17 protein-coding genes are annotated in these 16,027 nt (G+C 71.2%); 11 read left to right on the top strand and 6 right to left on the bottom strand.

The genetic code is table 11. The features are described 5' to 3' along the window. The first annotated feature begins 33 nt into the window (after nucleotides 1-33). Both holA and ACFYTT_RS29235 read left to right on the top strand, forming a co-directional pair. Nucleotides 34-1,017, top strand: coding sequence for a DNA polymerase III subunit delta (gene holA, locus ACFYTT_RS29240; protein WP_387264006.1), 984 nt, complete (start codon nucleotides 34-36; stop codon nucleotides 1,015-1,017). Next, nucleotides 1,014-1,556, top strand: a complete 543-nt coding sequence (locus ACFYTT_RS29235) for a hypothetical protein (RefSeq protein WP_236145750.1) — start codon at nucleotides 1,014-1,016, stop codon at nucleotides 1,554-1,556. Before holA ends, ACFYTT_RS29235 begins: the two co-directional genes overlap by 4 nt. Nucleotides 1,557-1,641: 85 nt before the next feature. Here the strand turns inward: ACFYTT_RS29235 and rpsT are convergent, their stop codons facing one another. Continuing rightward, nucleotides 1,642-1,908, bottom strand: coding sequence for a 30S ribosomal protein S20 (gene rpsT / locus ACFYTT_RS29230; protein ID WP_131053411.1), 267 nt, complete (start codon nucleotides 1,906-1,908; stop codon nucleotides 1,642-1,644). Nucleotides 1,909-2,057: 149 nt separating this feature from the next. Continuing rightward, entirely contained in the window at nucleotides 2,058-3,044 is a 987-nt protein-coding gene (locus ACFYTT_RS29225) for a phosphotransferase (RefSeq protein ID WP_387264002.1), read from the bottom strand. Nucleotides 3,045-3,141: 97 nt separating this feature from the next. On the opposite strand from ACFYTT_RS29225, the gene ACFYTT_RS29220 reads away from it, so the two are divergent. From ACFYTT_RS29220 to ACFYTT_RS29185, 8 genes are all read left to right on the top strand, one after another. Then, the gene (locus ACFYTT_RS29220; RefSeq protein ID WP_131053409.1) at nucleotides 3,142-3,675 is read left to right on the top strand and encodes a DUF4240 domain-containing protein; all 534 of its coding nucleotides are present in this window, start codon (nucleotides 3,142-3,144) and stop codon (nucleotides 3,673-3,675) included. A 102-nt stretch (nucleotides 3,676-3,777) separates the two neighbouring features. Next, nucleotides 3,778-5,655 carry a translation elongation factor 4 gene (lepA, locus tag ACFYTT_RS29215; protein ID WP_131053408.1) on the top strand — a complete coding sequence of 626 codons (1,878 nt, stop codon included), beginning with the start codon at nucleotides 3,778-3,780 and terminating at the stop codon, nucleotides 5,653-5,655. Nucleotides 5,656-5,846: 191 nt separating this feature from the next. Further along, complete coding sequence (locus ACFYTT_RS29210; protein WP_131053407.1) at nucleotides 5,847-6,137, top strand: GlsB/YeaQ/YmgE family stress response membrane protein; 291 nt, start codon at nucleotides 5,847-5,849, stop codon at nucleotides 6,135-6,137. Between the two features lie 350 nt (nucleotides 6,138-6,487). Continuing rightward, nucleotides 6,488-6,772, top strand: coding sequence for a GlsB/YeaQ/YmgE family stress response membrane protein (locus ACFYTT_RS29205; RefSeq protein WP_131054649.1), 285 nt, complete (start codon nucleotides 6,488-6,490; stop codon nucleotides 6,770-6,772). A 193-nt stretch (nucleotides 6,773-6,965) separates the two neighbouring features. Then, nucleotides 6,966-8,252 carry a sugar ABC transporter substrate-binding protein gene (locus ACFYTT_RS29200; RefSeq protein ID WP_387263997.1) on the top strand — a complete coding sequence of 429 codons (1,287 nt, stop codon included), beginning with the start codon at nucleotides 6,966-6,968 and terminating at the stop codon, nucleotides 8,250-8,252. Beyond that, on the top strand, nucleotides 8,249-9,235 hold the full coding sequence (locus ACFYTT_RS29195) for a carbohydrate ABC transporter permease (protein ID WP_387263994.1): 987 nt from the start codon (nucleotides 8,249-8,251) through the stop codon (nucleotides 9,233-9,235). The genes ACFYTT_RS29200 and ACFYTT_RS29195 overlap by 4 nt, the downstream gene beginning before the upstream one ends. 110 nt (nucleotides 9,236-9,345) lie before the next feature. Next, nucleotides 9,346-10,167 (top strand): carbohydrate ABC transporter permease, encoded by an 822-nt coding sequence (locus ACFYTT_RS29190; RefSeq protein ID WP_131054650.1) that lies wholly within the window; start codon nucleotides 9,346-9,348, stop codon nucleotides 10,165-10,167. A gap of 21 nt (nucleotides 10,168-10,188) precedes the next feature. After that, the gene (locus ACFYTT_RS29185; RefSeq protein ID WP_387263991.1) at nucleotides 10,189-10,833 is read left to right on the top strand and encodes an MOSC domain-containing protein; all 645 of its coding nucleotides are present in this window, start codon (nucleotides 10,189-10,191) and stop codon (nucleotides 10,831-10,833) included. A gap of 191 nt (nucleotides 10,834-11,024) precedes the next feature. Here the strand turns inward: ACFYTT_RS29185 and ACFYTT_RS29180 are convergent, their stop codons facing one another. The 3 genes from ACFYTT_RS29180 to ACFYTT_RS29170 form a co-directional block, all read right to left on the bottom strand. Next, nucleotides 11,025-11,930 (bottom strand): phytanoyl-CoA dioxygenase family protein, encoded by a 906-nt coding sequence (locus ACFYTT_RS29180; RefSeq protein WP_236145865.1) that lies wholly within the window; start codon nucleotides 11,928-11,930, stop codon nucleotides 11,025-11,027. Nucleotides 11,931-12,148: 218 nt separating this feature from the next. Next, the gene (locus ACFYTT_RS29175; protein ID WP_387263988.1) at nucleotides 12,149-13,006 is read right to left on the bottom strand and encodes a hypothetical protein; all 858 of its coding nucleotides are present in this window, start codon (nucleotides 13,004-13,006) and stop codon (nucleotides 12,149-12,151) included. A gap of 111 nt (nucleotides 13,007-13,117) precedes the next feature. Then, complete coding sequence (locus ACFYTT_RS29170) at nucleotides 13,118-13,906, bottom strand: enoyl-CoA hydratase-related protein (protein ID WP_131054643.1); 789 nt, start codon at nucleotides 13,904-13,906, stop codon at nucleotides 13,118-13,120. A 20-nt stretch (nucleotides 13,907-13,926) separates the two neighbouring features. Here ACFYTT_RS29170 and hemW point away from each other — a divergent pair, with 20 nt between their 5' ends. Continuing rightward, nucleotides 13,927-15,150, top strand: a complete 1,224-nt coding sequence (gene hemW, locus ACFYTT_RS29165) for a radical SAM family heme chaperone HemW (protein ID WP_176095309.1) — start codon at nucleotides 13,927-13,929, stop codon at nucleotides 15,148-15,150. Nucleotides 15,151-15,187: 37 nt separating this feature from the next. Here hemW and ACFYTT_RS29160 read toward each other — a convergent pair whose 3' ends face one another. Further along, complete coding sequence (locus ACFYTT_RS29160) at nucleotides 15,188-15,823, bottom strand: DUF4870 domain-containing protein (protein ID WP_176095308.1); 636 nt, start codon at nucleotides 15,821-15,823, stop codon at nucleotides 15,188-15,190. Nucleotides 15,824-16,027 lie beyond the last annotated feature (204 nt).

Raw genomic sequence — 16,027 nt, 5'->3', positions numbered from 1 at the left:
AGCAGACTGGACCTCGCCGCAGAGCGTGCGAGTATGGGCGGCGTGACCGCCGCCAGTGCCGCTCCCATTGTGCTCGTCCTCGGCGACGAGGAGCTGCTCGCCACGCGTGCGGTGACCGAAACCGTCACCGCCGCCCGCGCCGCCGACCCGGGCGCGGACGTGCGGGAGTACCAGGCGGGGCAGCTCACCGTGGGCGAGATCGACGAGATGCTGAGCCCGTCGCTGTTCGGCGGGCGGCGGGTGCTGGTGCTGCGGTCCGGTCAGGACGCCCGCAAGGATCTGACCGCCGCTCTGCTGGCGTACGCGAAGAATCCCGACCCCGAGGTGCAACTCGTCGTCCAGCATCTCGGCGCGGCCAAGGGCAAGGCGTTCGCCGACGGGCTGAAGGCCGCCGGTGCGCAGGTGCTGGCGGCCACCAAGCTCAAGGGACACCGCGACCGGGTGGCCTTCGTGCGGGACGAGTTCCGCCGGGCCGGTGCACGGTGCACCGACGACGCCGCCGAGGTGCTGATCGCGGCGGTCGGCAACGACCTGCGGGAACTCGCGGCGGCCTGCTCGCAGCTGATCGCCGACACCGACGGCCGGATCGGCGCCGACACGGTCTCCCGGTACTACCGGGGTCGGGTGGAGGTGAGCGGCTTCACCGTCGCCGACGCCACCATGGTCGGTGACCTGCCCGCCGCACTGGAGGCGTTGCGCTGGGCGCTGCACGTCGGGGTGGACCCGGTGCCGATCGCCGACGCCCTCGCCGACGGGATCCGCACCGTGGCCCGGGTCGCCTCGGCCGGCCGGGGCAGCCCGTACCAGCTCGCCAGCAGTCTGGGCATGCCGCCGTGGAAGGTCGAACGAGCGCAGCGGCAGGCCCGGGGCTGGACGCCGGACGCACTGGTGGACGCCATGCGGGCGGCGGCCGAGTGCAACGCGGCGGTGAAGGGCGGCTCCGACGACCGGGCGTACGCGCTGGAGAAGGCCGTCTTCTCGGTGGCCGCCGCGCGGCAGCAGGGCGGCGCCAGATGAGCGGAGCCCTCCGTGGCTCCTGGGCCACGATCCCGGCCGACGAGGAGCGGTACCGACCGCTCTACGCCCGGGTGCTCGGGTTGCGTGTGGTCAACCCGGGCGGGGTGCTCTGTTTCCTCTTCTTCGAGGGGGCGATCGCGCTGGCCGCCCTGCTCGTGCTCGCCGAGTTGGTGAAGTGGTGGGCGGTGCTGGTGCTCCCGGCGGCGGTGGCCGTCATGGTCAAGCTCAACGACATGGTGGCGGCCGTGGTGGTCCGTTCCGCGGCGGCCGTGCCGGAGCAGGAACGCGACCGGTTCCGGCGGCAGATGGAACCTGTGGTGGGACGGGCCCGGGTCGACTGGCTGCCGCACAGCGTGCCGGGCGTCGTGCTCCGATCGGAGCCGCTGCCCGCCGTGGAGCCGTCGTCACCGACGCGTCGGCCCGGCCCGCCCGTACCCACCCTGCGGCCGGCCCACCCCGGCACCACGAACATCGTGCCCGCCCCGGACGTGCCGAAGGTGCCCGGACGTCGTCGCCGCACCGCCGAACCCGGCTCCTGAACCACCTGTGCCCGAGTCGGACGAGGACGTGCGGAAGCCCCGAGGCAGTGCCCCGGGGCTTCCGTCAGGTCTGAGGTCGCTGAACTCAGGCAGCGAGCGACGTGACGCGCTTGGCGATCGCCGACTTGCGGTTGGCGGCCTGGTTGGCGTGGATCACGCCCTTGCTGGCAGCCTTGTCCAGCTTGCGCGAGGCGTCCTGCATGAGGTTGGTGGCCTTCTCGACGTCACCGGCCTCAGCGGCCTCGTGGAACTTGCGGATGGCGGTCTTCAGCGACGACTTGACCGACTTGTTCCGCAGCCGGCGCTTCTCGTTCTGCCGGTTGCGCTTGATCTGGGACTTGATGTTCGCCACGCGACAGCCTCGTCTTGATAGCTCGGGTTGGTCAGCTTGTGCGCGCGACGACGAGCAGGCGTCATCGCTGCGCGAAAAGCCAGGTTACCAGGTCGGTCGGCACGGGCCAAAACAGCCCTCGCGGGCAGGCGGCGCGTGACCGGGCTCGCTCAGGTCCAGCCCTGTCGGCGGGCCAGCCAGCCGAGCGCCTGTTCGCCGGTCCACCGCTGGTGCGCCGGCAGGTGGGCCGACGCGGTCGGGGGTGCCGACGCGGCGGCGGTGAGGTGATAGCCGGCCAGGGCGGCCAGCGTCACGTCGAGCGCGTCGTCGGGTGCGTCGGCGACGGTCGGGTGGGCGGCGAAGAGGGTGTCGACGTCGAGGCCGGAGGCGTACCCGGTGATCAACAGGTTGACCAGGTCGAACCAGGCCGGGCCATGGCAGAGCCAGGTCCAGTCGCAGAACCAGGCGGTGCCCGCGCCGTCGATCAGGACGTTGTCCGCCCGCAGGTCGCCGTGGGTCAGGCCGGTCGCGGCGGCGGCGTACCCGGGAAGCCGGGACTCCAGCGCGGCCAGGTCGGCGATCCGCCCGCGCAGCGGATCGGGCAGCGGCGGCACCGGTTCCCGGCCGGCGGCCACCTCGTCCCACCAGAGGATGTCGTCGCGGGCGAGGTCGGCGAGCCGGGGCAGCCCGAGGGCGACCAGGTCGGATGGTGGGTCGGCGAGCGCGGCGGCGAGATCGGCGTACCCGGCGAGGGTGTCGGCCAGTTCGGCGGGATCCCAGGGCAACCGGGGGAGGCGGCCGTGGACCGGTTCCAGGCAGAGCGCGTACCAGTCGGCCACGAACAACGTCCAGCGCAGGCGGGGGGCGGGGAGGCCGGCGGGCAGTCGGCTGAGGATGGCCGCCTCGCGGGCGTACCAGTCGACCAGATGCGGCTGCTCGACGCGGGACGCGGCCTTGACGAAGGCGCTGCCGCCGTCGCCGGTGCGCAGCACCGCGGCGAAGCCCCGGGTGAAACCGGCATCGGCGGTCTCGGCGGCGACGACCGGGGCGCCGAGCCGGTCCGACAGAGCGGCGCGGACCACCCCCGGCAGGGTGTGCCAGGGCGGGCGCTGGGCGGTCGCGTGGTACGGCACGGGCGGCGGGGCCGGGTTGCTCACCCGACCATGCTGCCCGGTACGGCGTCGCCGCCGTGCTCCGCGCGCCGGACTCGTCGGGTCCCGCCGCCGTCTGACCTCTCTGTCAGACTGCCGGGTCATGAGGACCGAGGACTTCTGGCAGCTGATCGACCGGGCCCGCGCCGGTGGCGGGGAGCCGGACGCCATCGCGGCCCGCGCCGTCGCGCTGCTCGCCGCCCGCGACCCGGAGGAGATCGTCGGGTACGCGGAGCACCAGCGGCGGGTGCTCGCCGCCTCCTACCGGGTCGACCTGTGGGGCGCCGCGTACATGATCAACTATGGTGCCTCGGACGACGGCTTCGAGTACTTCCGGGGCTGGCTGATGACACGGGGCCGGGAGGTCTTCGCCCGTGCGGTCGCCGACCCGGACTCGCTGGCCGAGTTGCCGGAGGTCCGGGCGGCCTCGCTCAGCGGCGAGGAGTTCGAGTGCGAGGACATGCTCGCCGTGCCGTGGGACGCGTACCGCAAGGCGACCGCGTCCGACATGCCGGTGGCGCGTGAGGCGGCGCGGACGCCGGACCTGAACGACTTCTGGGACTTCGACAACTCCGACGAGGCCCAGCGGCGGCTGCCCCGGCTGGCCGCCCTCTTCGTCGAGCCGCCGCCGGAGTGAGTCCGGGTTCGCCCGCGCGGCGGTCGTCCGCCGGGGACGTGGGAGCATAGAGGGGGCCGGCGGTGCCGGCCCGCTCACGTCAGCCGACCAGAACGGACCGCTGTGCCACCGACGCTCGATCCCGGCGCGAACGCTCCTGGTGCCACCGACCCGGGGCGGATCAGGAACTTCTGCATCATCGCCCACATCGACCACGGAAAGTCGACCCTGGCCGACCGGATGTTGCAGCTCACCGGTGTGGTCGACCCGCGGCAGATGCGCGCGCAGTACCTCGACCGGATGGACATCGAGCGCGAACGCGGCATCACCATCAAGAGCCAGGCCGTTCGCATGCCGTGGACGATCCGCGAGGGCGAGCGGACCGGTGAGCAGGCCGTGCTCAACATGATCGACACCCCGGGTCATGTGGACTTCACCTACGAGGTGTCCCGCTCGCTGGCCGCCTGCGAGGGCGCCGTCCTGCTGGTCGACGCCGCGCAGGGCATCGAGGCGCAGACGCTGGCCAACCTCTACCTGGCGCTCGAGAACGACCTGCACATCATCCCGGTGCTCAACAAGATCGACCTGCCTGCCGCGCAGCCGGAGAAGTACGCCGAGGAGTTGGCCCACCTGATCGGTGGCGACCCGGCGGACTGCATCAAGGTCTCCGGCAAGACCGGTGTCGGCGTGCCGCACCTGCTCGACGAGATCGTCCGGCAGTTCGTCCCACCGGTCGGCGACGCCGACGCTCCGGCGCGCGCGATGATCTTCGACTCGGTGTACGACGTCTACCGGGGCGTGGTCACCTACGTCCGGGTGGTGGACGGGCGGATCAGTGCCCGGGACCGGATCAAGATGATGTCCACCGGTGCGGTCCACGAGCTGCTGGAGATCGGCGTCATCTCGCCCGAGATGGTGAAGTCCGACGCGCTCGGGGTCGGCGAGGTCGGCTACCTGATCACCGGTGTGAAGGACGTCCGGCAGTCCCGGGTCGGTGACACGGTCACCATCAACGGTCGGCCGGCGGCCGAGGCGCTCGGCGGGTACAAGGACCCGAAGCCGATGGTCTACTCCGGCCTGTACCCGATCGACGGGTCGGACTACCCGGCGCTGCGGGACGCGCTGGACAAGCTCAAGCTCAACGACGCCGCGCTGACCTACGAGCCGGAGACCTCCGGGGCACTGGGCTTCGGGTTCCGCTGCGGCTTCCTCGGCCTGCTGCACCTGGAGATCATCGGGGAGCGGTTGGAGCGGGAGTTCAACCTGGACCTGATCTCGACCGCTCCGAACGTGGTCTACCGGGCCATCCAGGAGGACGGCGTGGAGATCGTCGTCACCAACCCGAGCGAGTACCCGACCGGCAAGATCGCCGAGGTGTACGAGCCGACGGTGCGCGCCAGCGTGCTCACCCCGAACGACTACGTCGGTGCGGTGATGGAGCTCTGCCAGGGGCGCCGGGGCAATCTGCTCGGCATGGAGTACCTCTCCGCCGACCGGGTGGAACTGCGCTACACGCTGCCGCTGGCCGAGATCATCTTCGACTTCTTCGACCAGCTCAAGAGCCGGACCAAGGGCTACGCCTCGTTGGACTACGAGCCCACCGACGAGCAGGCGTCCGACCTGGTCAAGGTCGACATCCTGCTGCACGGTGAGCCGGTGGACGCGTTCAGTGCGATCGTGCACAAGGACAAGGCGTACGCGTACGGGACCACGATCGCCGCGAAGCTGCGCAACCTGATCCCGCGCCAGCAGTTCGAGGTGCCGATCCAGGCCGCCATCGGCAGCCGGGTGATCGCCCGGGAGACCATCCGGGCGATCCGCAAGGACGTGCTCGCCAAGTGCTACGGCGGTGACATCAGCCGCAAGCGCAAGCTGCTGGAGAAGCAGAAGGAGGGCAAGAAGCGGATGAAGATGGTGGGCCGGGTCGAGGTCCCCCAGGAAGCCTTCATCGCCGCGCTCTCCTCCGACTCCGGTGACGGGAAGCAGGCGGGCAAGAAGTAGTCGGCGCCGGGTGCCGGGTCGGTGGCCCGGCACCGGCCGCGACGTGTGCGAATGGTGGCGGTATCGACAGGCGACATGGCCGGGATGCCGTCCGGTGGTGCTCCGATCGGTTTGGGAATTCGGCGTCGAGGGAACTGAGTCGCCCGACAGAAAACCCGCCGATTGACATCTTCTGCTTGAGGAGGGCCACCATGGAGCTCACCGTCTGGGGCATCATCACCGCACTGTTCGTGGGTCTGATCATCGGCGCGCTGGGCCGCCTCGTGGTCCCGGGCCGGCAGGACATGCCGATCTGGCTGCACATGGTCATCGGCGTCGGCGCCGCGCTGCTGGGCACCGTTCTCGCCCGGGCCGCGGGCATCGCGACGTCCACCGCCGGCATCGACTGGGGCGAGCTCCTGGTGCAGGTCGCGGTGGCAGCGATCGCCGTGGCCGTGGTGGCCGGGGTCGGCGGTCGTCGCCGTGGTGTCAGCCACCGGTAACACCCCCATACGCCTCGCGGGCGCTCGGCCATCCGGCCGGGCGCCCGCTGGCGTCTGTCGGCGGCACCCCGACTCCCGGAGGTAAGGAAGGGTCCCCTGCTATACACGAGGCGTTAGCAGGGGACCCTTCCTTGCACCGGCGGCCGCGCCCGCTGTGGTCGGCCCCCGGGCCGTGCCGGATCTCGTCCGGCGGATCGCCCTTCCCGAGCTGCGTGAACCGCACTTCTGGGTGATCTCGTGCCGTCTGGGCGCAGAAACTCGGTTTGGGGTTCGGCGGGGTCGGGAATTAGCTCTCTCGACGACAGAAAACCACGAATACCGTGGGAAGTCTTTTGTGAAGGAGAACGACCATGGAGTTCACCGTCTGGGGCATCATCACCGCGCTGATCGTCGGTCTGATCATCGGCGCGCTGGGGCGCCTGGTGGTGCCGGGCCGGCAGCCGATGCCGATCTGGCTGCACATGCTGATCGGTGTCGGTGCGGCTCTGCTCGGCACGGTCATCGCCCGCGCTTCGGGCTTCGCCGAGACCGCCGGTATCGACTGGCGGGAGCTGATGCTCCAGGTCCTGCTGGCCGCCGTCGCGGTGGCGCTGGTCGCAGGGGTGGGCCGCGGCCGCCGGGGTGTCACCCGGTAACAGTTCACTGACGAAAGGCGCCCGACCGTCGAGGTCGGGCGCCTTTCGTTGTCGTACGCCCCGGTTTGCCGGTGGCGTACGGCGCCCTCACCGCTCTGCCCCGCGACACCGGCGGGTCCGCCCACTGTTGTAAAGGAATTCTTCGTATTAGGGTGCGACGCGGAAGGTAAATGCCAGGCGGGAGGGGTGTCGCGTGAACAGGTGGAAACGGCTGGTCCCGGTCACCGCCGTGGTGGCCACGACCGCCATGGTGCTGGCCGGCTGCGGTGGCTCCGGCGACGACGCGGCCGACCCCAGCCGGCTGACGGTCTGGATGATGGGCGAGGGTAGCGAGGCGCAGACCGCGTTCCTCGACGCCGTGGAGACCGAGTTCCGCACCATGCACCCGGACACCGACGTGGTCGTGCAGTACGTCCCCTGGCTGGAGGCGCCCACGAAGTTCCAGGCCGCGCTCGCCGGTGGCGAAGGCCCCGACATCACCGAGCTGGGCAACACCGAGACGCAGGGCTGGGCGGCGCAGGAGGCCCTCGCCGACGTGACCGACCGGATGAACGGCTGGGCCGAGGGCAAGGACATCCTGCCTGACCTGGTGCGCAACGCCCAGCTCGACGGACGGCAGTACAGCGTGCCCTGGTACGCCGGAGTCCGGGGCATCTACTACCGCACCGACTGGTTCGCCGAGGCCGGCGTGCAACCGCCGACGACCTGGGACGAGCTGGTGACGGCGGCGAAGGCGGTGCAAGCCGTCAAGCCCGGCACGTACGGCATCGCCCTGCCCGGCAACTCCGAGCTGCCGTTCTACTCGTTCCTCTGGGGCGCCGGCGGCGAGATCGCCACCCGGCAGGGCGACGCCTGGACCTCCGGCCTGACCTCGCCGCAGGCACAACAGGCGGTGAGGTTCTGGACCGACCTGGTGACCGTCCACAAGGTCGCCCCACCGGCCGCCGCCGGCTGGAACGAGATCGACGCGCGGACCCAGTTCGCCACCGGCAAAGCGGCGATGGCGTTCGCCGGGAGTTGGCAGCAGGGCGCGATCGCCAAGGACAACCCGGAGATCGAGAAGGTCTGGGGTACCTTCCCCATCCCGGGCCCGGACGGGCGGCCCGCACCCGCCTTCGCCGGTGGTTCCGACCTGGCGGTCTGGCAGGACAGCCAGCGTCAGGACCTCGCCTGGGACTACCTCACCGTCCTGCTGAACAAGAAGAACGCCCAAAAGTTCGCGGACAGCCTCGGCTTCTTCCCGGTCTACTCCGACCTGGTGGGCGGCGACCGGTACGCGAATGACAAGATCATGGCGGCGTTCGCGACCACGATGCGGAACACCAAGCTCACGCCGCTCACCCCCAGGTGGGTCGAGGTCAGCCGGACCAAGACGGTGACCCAGGCGATGAACAGCTCGGTCATGAAGGGTCAGAAGACGGTCGAACAGGCCACCGCCGACGCGGCCGCGGAGATGGAAAGCATCCTCAACGCCAAGTGACCACGCTGACCGAGACACCGGAGGCCGCTGCCGCACGGGAGACCCCCGTGCGGCGGCGCCGCCGAGTGGACCGCCTGCCGTACCTGCTGTTGCTGCCCTGCCTGGTGGTCATCGGCGTCCTGCTGCTCTGGCCGCTCGGCCAGGTGGTGGTGATGTCCTTCCACCGGCTGGACAACGTCCGCCAGGTACGCGGCGACCGGGACTGGCCCTGGGTCGGGCTGGGCAACTACGCCCAGATCCTCGGTGACCCGTTCTTCTGGACCGTGCTGCGCAACACGGTCCTGTTCGCCGCGGCCAACGTGGCGCTGACGATGGTCCTCGGCACCCTGGTCGGGCTGCTGCTCCACCGGTTGGGCCGGCGGATGGCGGCGTTCGTGGCCGGTTGCGTGATGCTCGCCTGGGCCACCCCCGCACTGACCGGCACCATCGTCTGGAAGTGGATCTTCAACGACACCAGCGGGCTGGTCACCTGGGCCTTCAACGCCCTGCCGGACGGGCTCTCGCAGACGATCTTCGGCCGCACCGACTGGACCGGGTACGGCTGGTTCAACTCCCCGCTGCTGTTCTTCGCGATCCTCACGCTGGTGGTGGTCTGGCACTCCTTCCCGTTCGTGGCGGTCAGCGTGCTGGCCGGCCTCAAGAGCGTGCCGAGCGAGCTACACGAGGCGGCCCGGGTCGACGGTGCCGGGCCGTGGCGGGTGTTCTGGCAGGTCACCGTGCCGTTGCTGCGGCCGGTCTTCGGCATCCTGATGGTGCTCTCCACGATCTGGGACTTCAAGGTCTTCACCCAGTACTACGTGCTCGCCGGCGGCACCCAGGACCGACCGACCTTCATGCTCTCCGTCTACTCGTACGCCGAGGCGTTCTCACCCCCGCCCAAGTACGGCCTCGGCGCGGCGGTCGCGGTGATCCTCACGCTGATCCTGCTGGTCGTCACCGGCGTGTACGTGCGGATGGTGCTCAGGCAGGAGGAGCAGGCGTGACGGCCGACGCGGCGAGGACCGGACGCACCCCCGAGGGCACCGAGGCGCGTCCCACCACTGCCGGTCGGCAGAGCCGAGGCGGTGGGCGGCGCAGCCGTACCGCCCGACGGATCGCCCTCAACGGCGCCGGCCTGCTGGTGGCGGTCTTCGCCGCCTTCCCGGTCTACTGGATGATCACCACCTCGCTCAAGCCGAGCAGTGAGATCTTCGCCAGCACCCCGCGCCCGCTCCCGGCCGAGCCGACGCTGGCGCACTACCGCCAGATCCTCACCGGAAACCTGATCCCCGGGGTCAGCTACACCGACTTCTTCCTCAACAGCCTGCTCGTCGCGGTGACCACGGTGCTGCTGAGCGGCCTGGTGGCACTGCTCGCCGCCACCGCCGTGGCCCGGTTCCGCTTCACCCTCCGGACCAGCTTCCTGATCATGCTGCTGGTGGTGCAGATGATCCCGCTGGAGGCGCTGGTCATCCCGCTGTTCCTGATGATCCAGCGGCTCGGCCTCTACAACACCCTGCCCAGCCTGATCCTCACCTACCTCGGCTTCTCGCTGCCGTTCGCGATCTGGATGCTGCGCGGCTTCGTCGCGGCCGTACCCAAGGAACTGGAGGAGGCCGCGGCCATCGACGGCGCCAACCGCGCGCAGATCTTCCGCCGGATCCTGTTCCCGCTGGTGGCGCCGGGTCTGGTCGCGACGAGCATCTTCTCCTTCATCACCGCCTGGAACGAGCTGATCTTCGCGTTGACCTTCGTCAACCGGCAGGACCGCTACACGTTGCCGGTGGCGATGACCTTCTTCTTCGGGCGCGACGAGACCGCCTGGGGACCGGTGATGGCCGCCTCCACCCTGTTCACCCTGCCGGTGATCGTCTTCTTCCTGCTGGTGCAACGGCGGATGGTCTCCGGCCTGGTGGCCGGCGCGGTCAAGGGCTGAGCCGGTCGTACGCTGGCCGGTATGACGGCGAAACTGATCTCGGTGAACCTCGCGGTGATCACCGAGGCGGAGTGGGCCGGTGACGCCAGCGGGCGCAGCGGCATCGACAAGCGGCCGGCCGCCGGGCGGGTGACCGTACGCGCCGACGAGGTGGTCGGTGACTTCATCGCCGAACGGGCCCACCACGGCGGTCCCGACCAGGCGGTGTACGCGTACGCCACGGCCGACGCGCAGTGGTGGGAGGCGGAGTTGGGCCGGCCCGTGCCACCGGGACGCTTCGGCGAGAACCTGAGCACGCTCGGGGTCGACGTGACCGGCGCGGTGATCGGGGAGCAGTGGGCGATCGGGTCCGCGCTGTTGCAGGTCACCAAGCCGCGTACGCCGTGCCGGACGTTCGCCGGGTTCTGGGGCGAACCGGACCTCATCAAGCGGTTCACCGTACGCGCGGCGCCCGGGGCGTACCTGCGGGTGCTGCGGGCGGGCACGGTGGGCGCCGGCGATCCGGTCGAGGTGGTGCACCGGCCGACGCACGGGGTCACCATCGGTGAGGTGTTCCGGGCGCTGAGCCTGGAACCCGCACTGCTGCCCCGGCTGCTGGACGCCGAGGACCTGCCCGAGTCGACCCGCGCCAAGGTGCACCGGCGGCTGCGTACGCCCACCGGCTGAGCCCCGCCGGGCGTGCCGCGCGCTGCCGGGCGTGCCGCGCGCTGCCGGGCGTGCCGCGCGCTGCCGGGCGTGCCGCGCGCTGCCGGGCGTGCCGCGCGCCGCCGGACGCGCCGCGCGCGCTGCCTGGATGTTAGGAAGGGTCCCCTGCTATGCACGAGGCGTTAGCAGGGGACCCTTCCTTACACATCAGGTCAGCGGAGCCAGGGGATGTTGCGGTTGAGCTGACCGCGCTCCTTGAGCTCCTTGCGCAGCGGGATCTCGTCGTCGATGTAGCCGTCCCAGTTGATGCCCCAGTAGTTCGCGGTGTGGGTGCCCTCACCGCAGAGCTGGCGCTGCACCGGCGTGCGGTTGTTCCACCACTCGCCGTTCTGGTCGATGTGCAGCTCGTCCAGCGGGCGGATCCACCGGTAGGTGTAGCCCACGAAGAGCATCTTGCGGGTGATCGTCGACAGGTTCGTCGACCGCGAGTGCCACTGGCGGCGGTCGAAGATGAACGCGTCGCCCGGCTTGGCGGTGATCTCGACGGTGCCCTCCGGGTCCGGGTTGTGCACCGTGGTGTCCGCCGGACGGGGCAGCGAGTTCCACAGGTGGCTGCCCGGGATCACCTTGGTCGCGCCGCGACCGTTCTCCGAGAGGTCGGAGAGCACGTAGGCGACCTTCAGCGAGAACATCGGCCGGGGCAGGTTCGGGTCCATCGTCTCCGGGTCGGAGTTCTGCCGGTACCCGTCCTGGTGCCACCCCCAGTACGGCTTCTCCGGCTCCGCAGCCGGCGGGGTGACGTCGAGGTGGTTGTGGTGCGAGTAGATGTTCCACCCGGCCAGGCCCCACATGTACGGGAAGGCGATCGGGTGGGTGAGCAGGTCACCGAAGAGCTCGTCGCGCTCGAGGAAGCCCAGCAGGTGCAGGGTGCCGTCCTTGGTGGTCTTGCCCTTGGCCTTCTCCTCCTCGTACACCCGGTCGACCGCGGCCTCGAGAGCGGCCCGGTGGTCCTCGGTCAGGACGTTGCGCAGCAGGAGGAAGCCCTGCTCGTGGAACTCCTTGCGATCGACGTCGCTGATCGGTTCGTAGCCGGTCCGGTCGCCGTAGTCGAAAGCCACGTCGTACCCCTCCCCAAGAGGTGAAACCATTTCTGGCACAGGCCGCCGATCGTAACTCCCGTCGACACGCCTCCGGGAGTGCCCCGGGGCGATCTCATCGTCATCGCGACCCAGGGGCGCGGATCGACCACAAGGGGTCACGATGTGTCGCACCGGGTGGGCGCTACGGGCGAATAGCCGGATTTCGCGGTGACTGCGGGTAAGGAGATCGGGGTCTTTCAGACGTCGGCGTGGACCTCGGCGGAGACCTGCGAGTCTTCGCGCTCCCGTTCCGGCAGCTGCTTCCAGGTGCCCCGCTTGGCGGTCCACTCCCGGCCGTCGAAGGTCACCCGCTTCACCCCGTGCTCCTTGGCGTGCGAGACCATCCAGTGCGCGTACCGCCAGCCGGCGCGCTCACCGTCGGCGGACGTCGTCAGACCGGCGGGACTCTCCACGAAGTCGCTCACCCCCCAGTCGAGCGTCAGCCCCTCGGCAAGCTTCGCGATCGCCGCCGCGCCGCGCAGCACCGGGTCGCCCCCGACCGTGCAGGTGACCGCCGTGGTGGCGTCACCGAGCAGCGCCCGGGTCAGCACCTCCGACTCTTCGGCCCACTTCTCGTACGCCTCCGGGAAGGCGGAACGCTGCACCTTCTGGGCGGCGTCGGTGACCCGCATGTCCTCCCAGCCGCGCACCTTCTTCAGCGCCGCGTAGAACTTCCGGGCCGCGTACCGGGGGTCGCCGATCTGCTCCGGCGTGCCCCAGCCCTGGCTCGGCCGCTGCTGGAACAGCCCCACCGAGTCGCGGTCGCCGCCGGCCAGGTTGCGCAGACCGGACTCCTGGTACGCGGTGGCCAGCGCCACCACCACCGCCCGCTCCGGCATCTCGCGCTGGGCACCGATGGCCGCGATCGTCGCCGCGTTCGCCATCTGCTGCGAGTCCAGCGTCACCTCGCCGTCGGCCTGCACCGTGCACGCCCGACCGGCGAACGGCAGCCGCAACTGCTCACCGACCTGCCGCAGCCCGAGGACGATCCCGATCGCGGCGATCAGCACGAGGACCACGAAACCCGTCACGACTGCCCGAGTCCGCACCCACACCTCCCGGTATCAAGGTCCGCCAAGCGTACGTCCCGCGTCGAACGGAACGGGCGCTCCGACCGGTTTCCCCCGTCGCCGGTGCCCTATGAGGTTCCCCGGGGCAGCCAGTCCTCACCTGTCGAGTTCGGCGACCCAGCGGGGTGGGCGCTTCTCCCGGAACGCGGTGACCCCCTCGATGCCGTCGCCGGAGAGGAAGTAGCCGGTGGAGAGCGCGGACAGCTCCGCCAGCTCGGCGCGCAGGTCGGTGCCGGCCGGGCGGTGCAGCAGGTCCTTCGCGCCGGCCAGCGCCGTCGGCGCGCCGCGCACCAGCGAGTCGAGGTAGCGCCGCACCGTGGCGTCCAGCTCGTCGCCGGGCACCGCAGCGGTGACCAGGCCGATCTCGGCGGCCCGCCGGCCGTCGAAGGTGTCCCCGGTGAGGTACAGCTCGGCCGCCGCCCGGGGCAGCAGCCGGGGCAGCACCGTCGCCGAGATCACCGCCGGGATCACCCCGATCCGTACCTCGGTGAAGGCGAAGGTGGCCTCCGCCGCGCAGACCGCCAGGTCGGCCGCGGCGATCAGGCCCAGGCCGCCGGCCCGTGCGGGACCGGCCACCCGGGCCAGCACCGGCTTCGGGCACTCCCGGACCGCCGCGAGCACGTCACCCAGCATCCCGGCGGGGACCGTCCCGCTGGCGTACGCCGCCGCCGTCTCCTTCAGGTCCGCCCCGGAACAGAAGACCGGGCCGGTGTGGTCCAGCACGATCACCCGGACCGCGTCGTCGGCGACCGCGGCGGCCAGCCCGGCCAGCAGCTCGGTCATCAACGGGGTGGAGAGCGCGTTGCGGTTGTGCGGACTGTCCAGGGTGAGGGTGGTCACCCCGCGGGCCGTGGCGACCCGCACGAACGCGTCGGGAGAGGTCATGTGAGGGCACACTAGTGGCCATGCCCGGCCTCCTTCCAGCAGGCGAACCCGTACCCGTCGACGGGTCGCTGCCCGCCTCCGCCCGCGCCCACGTAGGGCAGCGGGGCTTCGGGGTGTACGTGCACGTGCCGTTCTGCGCCAGCCGCTGCGGCTACTGCGACTTCAACACGTACACCGCGGAGGAACTCGGCGGCGGCGCGAGTCGCGAGGGGTACGCCGACACGGTGCTCGCCGAGCTGGCGCTGGCCGCGCGGGTGCTGGACGGGACACCACCGGGCCGGGTGGAGACGGTCTTCGTCGGCGGCGGTACCCCCACCCTGCTGCCCGCCGACGACCTGGCCCGCATCCTCGACGCGATCGACCGCACCTGGGGGCTGGCTCCCGACGTCGAGGTGACCACCGAGGCCAACCCGGAGTCGGTCGACCCCGTCTCGCTCAAGGAGCTGCGGGCCGCCGGCTACACCCGGATCTCGCTCGGCATGCAGTCGGCCACGCCCGGGGTGCTCGCCGTGCTCGACCGTCGGCACCGGGCCGGTCGCGCACCGGCCGCCGCACTGGAGGCGCGTGACGCCGGTTTCGCGCACGTCAACCTGGACCTGATCTACGGGACGCCGGGGGAGCGGGCGGAGGACTTCGCCGAGTCGTTGGCCCAGGTGGTGGCGGCGGGCGTCGACCACGTCAGCGCGTACGCCCTGATCGTCGAGGACGGCACCCGGCTGGCCGCGCGGATGCGTCGCGGCGAGTTGCCGTACCCGGACGACGACGTCGCCGCGGAGCGGTACCTGGCCGCCGAGGCCGCCCTCGGCGCGGCCGGTTTCTCCTGGTACGAGGTGTCCAACTGGGCGCGGACGCCGGCCGCCCGGTGTCGGCACAACCTGCTGTACTGGACCGGCGGCGACTGGTGGGGCCTCGGCCCGGGGGCGCACAGCCACGTCGGTGGCGTGCGCTGGTGGAACGTCAAACACCCCCGCGAGTACGCGAGGCGGCTGGCCGCCGGTGAGTCTCCCGGGTCGGCCCGGGAGGTGCTCACCGACGGCGAGGCGCACATGGAGGACGTCATGCTCCGGCTGCGGCTCGCGTCCGGGCTGCCGCTGGACGTCCTCGACGACGCCGGTCGGGCCGCTGCCGCGCAGGCGGTGGCGCAGGGACTGCTCGCCGCGCCCGCCCACGCGGCCGGCCGCGCCGTTCTCACGGTGCGCGGCCGGCTGCTCGCCGACGCCGTGGTGCGGGACCTGCTGCCCTGACCGCCGTCCCCGAGGTCAGGGCTTCACGAAGCCGAGATCAGCGCTTCACGAAGGCGTAGGTCATCGGGTACCGGTAGAGGGCGCCCTCGTTGGCCTTGACCCCGGCGATGATCCCGAAGATCACCGGCACGATCCAGACCAGGAACGGCACGAAGAACAGCAGCCCGCAGGTGATCGCGGTGAGCACCCAGCTGAGCAGCCCGGCGATGGCCCAGGTGAGCTGGAAGTTCAGGGCGGCCACCGAGTGCGCCCGGACCACCGGGCTCTGCTGCCCCCGGGTCATCATCGCGATCAGCGGCGCGACCCAGCCCAGCAGACCGCCGCCCACGACCACCCCGAGCGGGCCGCCGAAGTGGGCGATCAGGGTCCAGGTCTTGTCCTCGTTGCTGGCGTAGCCGCCGCCGGGGGGACCGTAACCGCCCGTCGGGTACCCGACACCGGGCGCGCCGCCCGGCGGGGGGTACTCACCCGGCGGGGGATAACCGCCGGGCGGCGGGTAGCCGCCGGGCGGGGGGTAGTCACCCGGAGTGCCGTAGCCGCCGGGCGACGGGGGCTGGTCGCCGGTGGGCGGCGGATAGCCGCCGGGCGGGGGATAGCCGGGCTGGCCCGACGAGCCCGACAGTGGGGACGTGGGGTCGTCGCCGGATCCTGGAGGACGAGGTGGTTCAGTCATGTGGTCACGGTAGGTGCCAGCGGCAACGGCGCACCATAGCGACACCGGGGAGTGTCAACCCGCCGATCGGTTTCCGGACATCCGGGAAGTCTTGATCATCGCGGGCACGGGAACGCCGACGTAGACTGGCACTCGCTACAGTCGAGTGCCAGAGTGTTCCTCTGGCACTCCGGGCGCTCCGGGCTGACCTGCGACAGGAGGTGG

Origin of the sequence: Micromonospora sp. NPDC003816, assembly GCF_042874705.1 — a bacterium.
Lineage (GTDB): Bacteria > Actinomycetota > Actinomycetes > Mycobacteriales > Micromonosporaceae > Micromonospora.
This window is presented reverse-complemented; position numbering and strand designations above follow the sequence as displayed.

Excerpts from the sequence above, each read along its gene's own strand:
- ACFYTT_RS29235 (WP_236145750.1), top strand. The coding sequence starts at position 1,014 with ATGAGCGGAGCCCTCCGTGGCTCCTGGGCCACGATCCCGGCCGACGAG.
- holA (WP_387264006.1), top strand. The coding sequence starts at position 34 with ATGGGCGGCGTGACCGCCGCCAGTGCCGCTCCCATTGTGCTCGTCCTC.
- ACFYTT_RS29160 (WP_176095308.1), bottom strand. The coding sequence starts at position 15,823 with ATGACTGAACCACCTCGTCCTCCAGGATCCGGCGACGACCCCACGTCC.
- ACFYTT_RS29220 (WP_131053409.1), top strand. The coding sequence starts at position 3,142 with ATGAGGACCGAGGACTTCTGGCAGCTGATCGACCGGGCCCGCGCCGGT.
- ACFYTT_RS29210 (WP_131053407.1), top strand. The coding sequence starts at position 5,847 with ATGGAGCTCACCGTCTGGGGCATCATCACCGCACTGTTCGTGGGTCTG.
- hemW (WP_176095309.1), top strand. The coding sequence starts at position 13,927 with ATGCCCGGCCTCCTTCCAGCAGGCGAACCCGTACCCGTCGACGGGTCG.
- ACFYTT_RS29185 (WP_387263991.1), top strand. The coding sequence starts at position 10,189 with ATGACGGCGAAACTGATCTCGGTGAACCTCGCGGTGATCACCGAGGCG.
- ACFYTT_RS29205 (WP_131054649.1), top strand. The coding sequence starts at position 6,488 with ATGGAGTTCACCGTCTGGGGCATCATCACCGCGCTGATCGTCGGTCTG.
- ACFYTT_RS29170 (WP_131054643.1), bottom strand. The coding sequence starts at position 13,906 with ATGACCTCTCCCGACGCGTTCGTGCGGGTCGCCACGGCCCGCGGGGTG.